This window comes from Acidithiobacillus ferriphilus (genome assembly GCF_018854775.1).
Taxonomy (GTDB): domain Bacteria; phylum Pseudomonadota; class Gammaproteobacteria; order Acidithiobacillales; family Acidithiobacillaceae; genus Acidithiobacillus; species Acidithiobacillus ferriphilus.
Genome location: NZ_JAAZTY010000035.1, coordinates 1 through 4433 on the forward strand (window position 1 = coordinate 1; position 4433 = coordinate 4433).

Annotated in this window: 4 protein-coding genes; all 4 read left to right on the top strand. The window is 54.4% G+C overall.

All coding sequences use genetic code 11. The features are described from left to right. A partial coding sequence (locus HF921_RS03030; protein WP_226834305.1) for a TnsD family transposase occupies positions 1-1879 on the top strand: 1879 nt, incomplete at its 5' end. A gap of 1 nt (position 1880) precedes the next feature. Beyond that, entirely contained in the window at positions 1881-3530 is a 1650-nt protein-coding gene (locus tag HF921_RS03035) for a hypothetical protein (RefSeq protein ID WP_226817631.1), read from the top strand. Positions 3531-3758: 228 nt separating this feature from the next. After that, positions 3759-4052, top strand: coding sequence for a type II toxin-antitoxin system HigB family toxin (locus HF921_RS03040; protein ID WP_215850054.1), 294 nt, complete (start codon positions 3759-3761; stop codon positions 4050-4052). A gap of 11 nt (positions 4053-4063) precedes the next feature. Then, on the top strand, positions 4064-4433 hold a 370-nt coding region (locus HF921_RS03045), incomplete at its 3' end, for a helix-turn-helix domain-containing protein (protein ID WP_215893279.1).

Consider the following 4433-nt stretch of genomic DNA (forward strand, 5'->3'; position numbering starts at 1 on the left):
CCCGCCGTTAAACCGCCGATGGCCGATCTCGCGAGCTGAAAAGCCACCCGTGTTGGCCTATTTCCCGGAAATTTATCCCGACGAACTGTTATACAGCGTGCTTGCGCGTTACCATCGTCACGTTTGTTCCGGAAGCCCGAAACACACCTTGTATGATCTCTTTGGTGAAACCGGGGTGCGGGCGACGGTGGGCTTGCAAAGCCATGTGGCGGCGTTGAGCCAGAGAATACCGACCGATCGCGGACTCGGTCCGGAAAGACTGACCAGGGATTTTACCCTCTACCGTTATTACACGGCATTCGAGCCGAAGTCAGTGGGACAATTCGCACTGGCGTCATTAGTGGACGGCCCGGCGGATGCCGTGCATGTGCGTCTGGGTATTGCGGCGAGCGCGATTTCGGCTCCGGCATACTTACGGTATTGTCCCATCTGCCTTGGCGAGATGTTGAGCCGCTATGGAGAAGGATATTGGAGGCGCAGCCATCAACTCCCCGGCGTTCTGGTTTGTCCAGATCATGGCGCGGCCCTGGCGGACAGTGCGGTCTCCCAAGGTGCCAGTAACCAGCACGAATTCATCGCCGCGGATCAAAAGAACTGTTCGCCTGTGGCGGCACTCCCTTCTTGGGCGAGTAGCCCGCGCCAAGTGACGCTGTTGCAAGAGATTGCCAAGCGGAGCGCGGCGTTGCTCGATCATCCGCCAGTGCGCTCCCGCTTTTGTGATTGGGGTGCGTATTATCGGAGCGCAGTGATTGATCGCGGCTTCGGCAAAGGCAAGGAGAATGTCGCTCAGAACCTTCTCAGGGAAGCAATTTTAAGCCTGCTTGAACCAGTAATCGACCTTATCCCCAGTGGTCTCGGCGGCGATTGGCCTACGGCCATGGTACGGAAACACAGAAAGGCATTTCATCCGTTGCGGCATGTTCTATTCCAGATTTTTTTGGACAAACGGTCGCCGCAACGGCGGCCGGCACCCCCCTTCGGCAAGGGACCGTGGCCCTGCTTCAATCGTCTGGCAGACCACTATGGGCAGAATGTGATCCACGAGATCGCTGTTCGCCATGATCAGGATCGGGTGATTGGTCGATTTTCCTGCGCCTGCGGATTTGTGTACAGTCGAGAGGTGGGATCAAGGAGTTCGCCGCGCATTTTGGATTTTGGCCCCCTACTGGATAGTCAAATCCGGCAGAAAGTGGCGGAGGGCCTGGGACTCAGGGCGGTAGCCAGATATCTTGCCATTGATCCAGGGACGGTGAGGTTGCACGCCTCCCGACTCGGGTTGAATGTGCCCTGGAAACCCTTAGCCGCACGACATTCCCGAACATTGGTGCCAGACCGGGATGCCATAAGAACACGGTGGTTGGACATGCAACAAAATCACGCTGATTTATCACGTCGGCGACTGGCGCTTTTGCTACCCAAAGAACACTCATGGTTGTACCGCCATGACAGGGAGTGGCTGGAGCAACATTCACCAACGGCACTGCACAAGAAATGGTCTGATCAGCGTGTGGACTGGGAGACATTGGATCGTAGCATGGCGGCCCAACTGCGTAAGGCTGCGCGGGAAATCACTCGGGAGGTTCCGCCGCAACGCGTTACCCAGGCGGCTTTGGAGCGCAAGTTGGGGCGACCGCGTTGGATGTCAAAACGGCAGGCAAAGCTGCCTAAAAGTATCGGCGTGCTTGGCGAGGTCATGGAAACTACCGATGCGTTTCGTTTGCGTCGCATTGTCTGGGCTACTGCAGAATTGCATCGACAAGCGTTGCCGACGCGGGCGTGGCGGGTACGCCGCTTAGCAGGGCTGCCTTCAATAGCTTCACCGAGCGTAGAAACCGCCTTGGCCGCCTTGGAAATAATGGCTGGATCCTCTGAGGTATAAATTGATCAGAATAGACGTATTGCGCAAAGTGCCTGAAGATTTGACGCTACACTGGCTGGCCGGAGTCGAACAAGACGATAAAAAAGGGTGGCAGGTCCGTATAGTCACCCGCGGCGTGTCGTCAGGCGAATTTGCCATGTGGCGCGTACCTATTGGGCTGTTCCCGGTGCTGGCACTCGGCTATAGCTTCTCCGAAGGTAGATTGCTCCCAATAACCTACGGCGAATATTCGGAAGTGATTATTCCCAATCTGGCGGCAGGAGAGGAACTCAACTCGTCTGACATTCCGCCAGAATTATATTCGTTTGAAGGCAAATCACAGGGGGTGCAGCGGCTCTTGCGTTATCAAGTGGATCAGATGGAGTATTTGGTCCCGACCATGGAGCTCATCCGTAGCCTGTTCCTGCATAATAAAACGCTTGCCAATCATATTATGCAGCCTGGGGGCATTATGACACTCTTCAGGCCGGTCGAACCTGGGTTTCACCCTCGTCTGCAGCTCGATTATACCCAGCAAATGCCAGTGAGATCACTCAAGAGGCCATTTATCTTGGAATTTTCTTGGCTGGCGGTGGATCCTGATGGGCAACGCGCCTGGGACAGTGTCTACGAACGGACATTCAAACAAAAGTATATGACCTTTGATCCTCCTGATCTGCATGACTGTGGAATTAAGTTTCGTGGAGTGCGGAAAGGAAATCAGTGGCTTATCTTAGAAATCTCCGAGTTCACGGGGAAAAGGGTACCCTGTGACATTTTGTATTTTTCTCATCCGTCGTTGGGGAAAACGATCACGGTGCGGATGCCAAAAAGTCAGCCCAAAAGGCGTGGACCAGACGGTGGTTCGTCATCCGGTGACGTTCCTGTCATAGACACGGTAGGTTCGGGTAGTAGGACGGATGTTCATCAGCCAGCCCTGCCGATATTGACCAGAACCAGCATTTTTGACCGGGAAATCGAAGTGCGTCGGGTGGATAAAAAAGATCGGGTACGTGTTATCAGGCGTAGAAACAAGGGTGCCGCGGACACCAGTGAAAATGAGGGAAAGACCCGAAAATATCGGGGAAGTGGAAAAACCCCACCGCCTAAAGTGAGCGTTTCCCCTGAGTCTCTGCACGACGATCTCCTGCCCATGGAGTTTCAGGTGCTTGCGGTCGAGAAAGGTGAAGGTACGGACGATCTAAGGCGATTGATGCAGGTGATCCGTACCATGGCGCACGGGTTAATAGATGTCCGTGTTTTGACGGCGCTGTGTCGGCTTGAAACCGGGCAGGCCTTTTCCATGGTTGGAAAGCGCCAAAGATTATGCCTGGTTGCCGTATTTTTCCAGGAAAAGGCGTTCCCGGTGGTGTTGCTGGATGTGGAGCATAGTAACAAAATGGCCTTGTCTACGCTGTTGCTGCGATTCAAGGGTAGTATCGGGCTTCGAGATATCGAAAACCATATCCTGTCGATTCTCCACCGGCTGGATTGTCGGGGAGGGCGTTGGGACATTACAGAGAATGAAGGCGACCAGCTTGCTCAATATGAACGGCTGCGGAAGGTGATGAGACCTGATCCGGGAGGTAATGAGCAACAACAGAATGGCGTTTGGGCAGCAAAACTGAGGAAAAAGCTCTTTGAGTTTTCCGGCCCATCCGCTTCCACGTAGTGATGAGTATCGCGAGGCTTTCATGCCTCAGCCTTTGGTTACCGAAGAAGGTAGACCGTGAAAAGTCTAAATTGTCAGGCTACCTCAGCTCGCGCGTGGCCTTGTCGTTAGGACAATGGTCAGGGTTTATAAGTCAACATATCTGTGCATCAAGGCCGACAACGGCATTGAATCCGCCTATTGTCTTCGGTTACCATCGTTCCCGAAATGGGAACAGTGTGGAGCGGCATGCGCGTCATTTCGTTACGGGCCTTGCGGGAATTCTGGGAGATTCACCCTTCTGCCGGGGAATCTTTACGTGCCTGGTATGCCATCGCCAGTCGTGCCCATTGGACAAATCCTGCAGACATCAAAGCGGCTTACCGGAGCGCGAGCTTTTTGCCGGGGAATCGAGTGGTATTCAACATCAAGGGTAATAGTTATCGGCTGATCGTCGCTATCCATTACGACCGTCAGCTCTTGTATATCCGTTTCGTCAGCACCCATGCGGAATATGACCGCATCGACGCCCGCACTATCTGAGGAGTCAGTCCATGGAAATCAAAGCCATTCATGATGAGTGCGACTATACGGCGGCTCTGACCCTGATAGATCGCCTGTGGGATGCCCCAGCGGGCAGCCCGGAAAGTGACCAGTTGGAAGTGATCGCCATACTCATTGCAGACTATGAGCGGCAGCAGCACTCTATTGATGATCCCGATCCTATTGCCCTGCTGGAGCATGTCATGGAGGCCCGCAGTCTCTCCCGTAAAGATCTCGAACCCTGCATTGGCTCTCGGGCACGGGTTTCTGAAGTGCTGAACCGACGGCGGCCACTCACCCTGGAAATGATTCGCCGCCTGTCAGAGCAACTGGATTTACCCGCCGAAATACTGGTGCGCCCCTATCCGACCCGATCCCACG

Bases quoted from the DNA above. Each gene is read 5' to 3' on its own strand.
- HF921_RS03040 (WP_215850054.1), top strand. From the start codon at position 3,759: ATGCGCGTCATTTCGTTACGGGCCTTGCGGGAATTCTGGGAGATTCAC.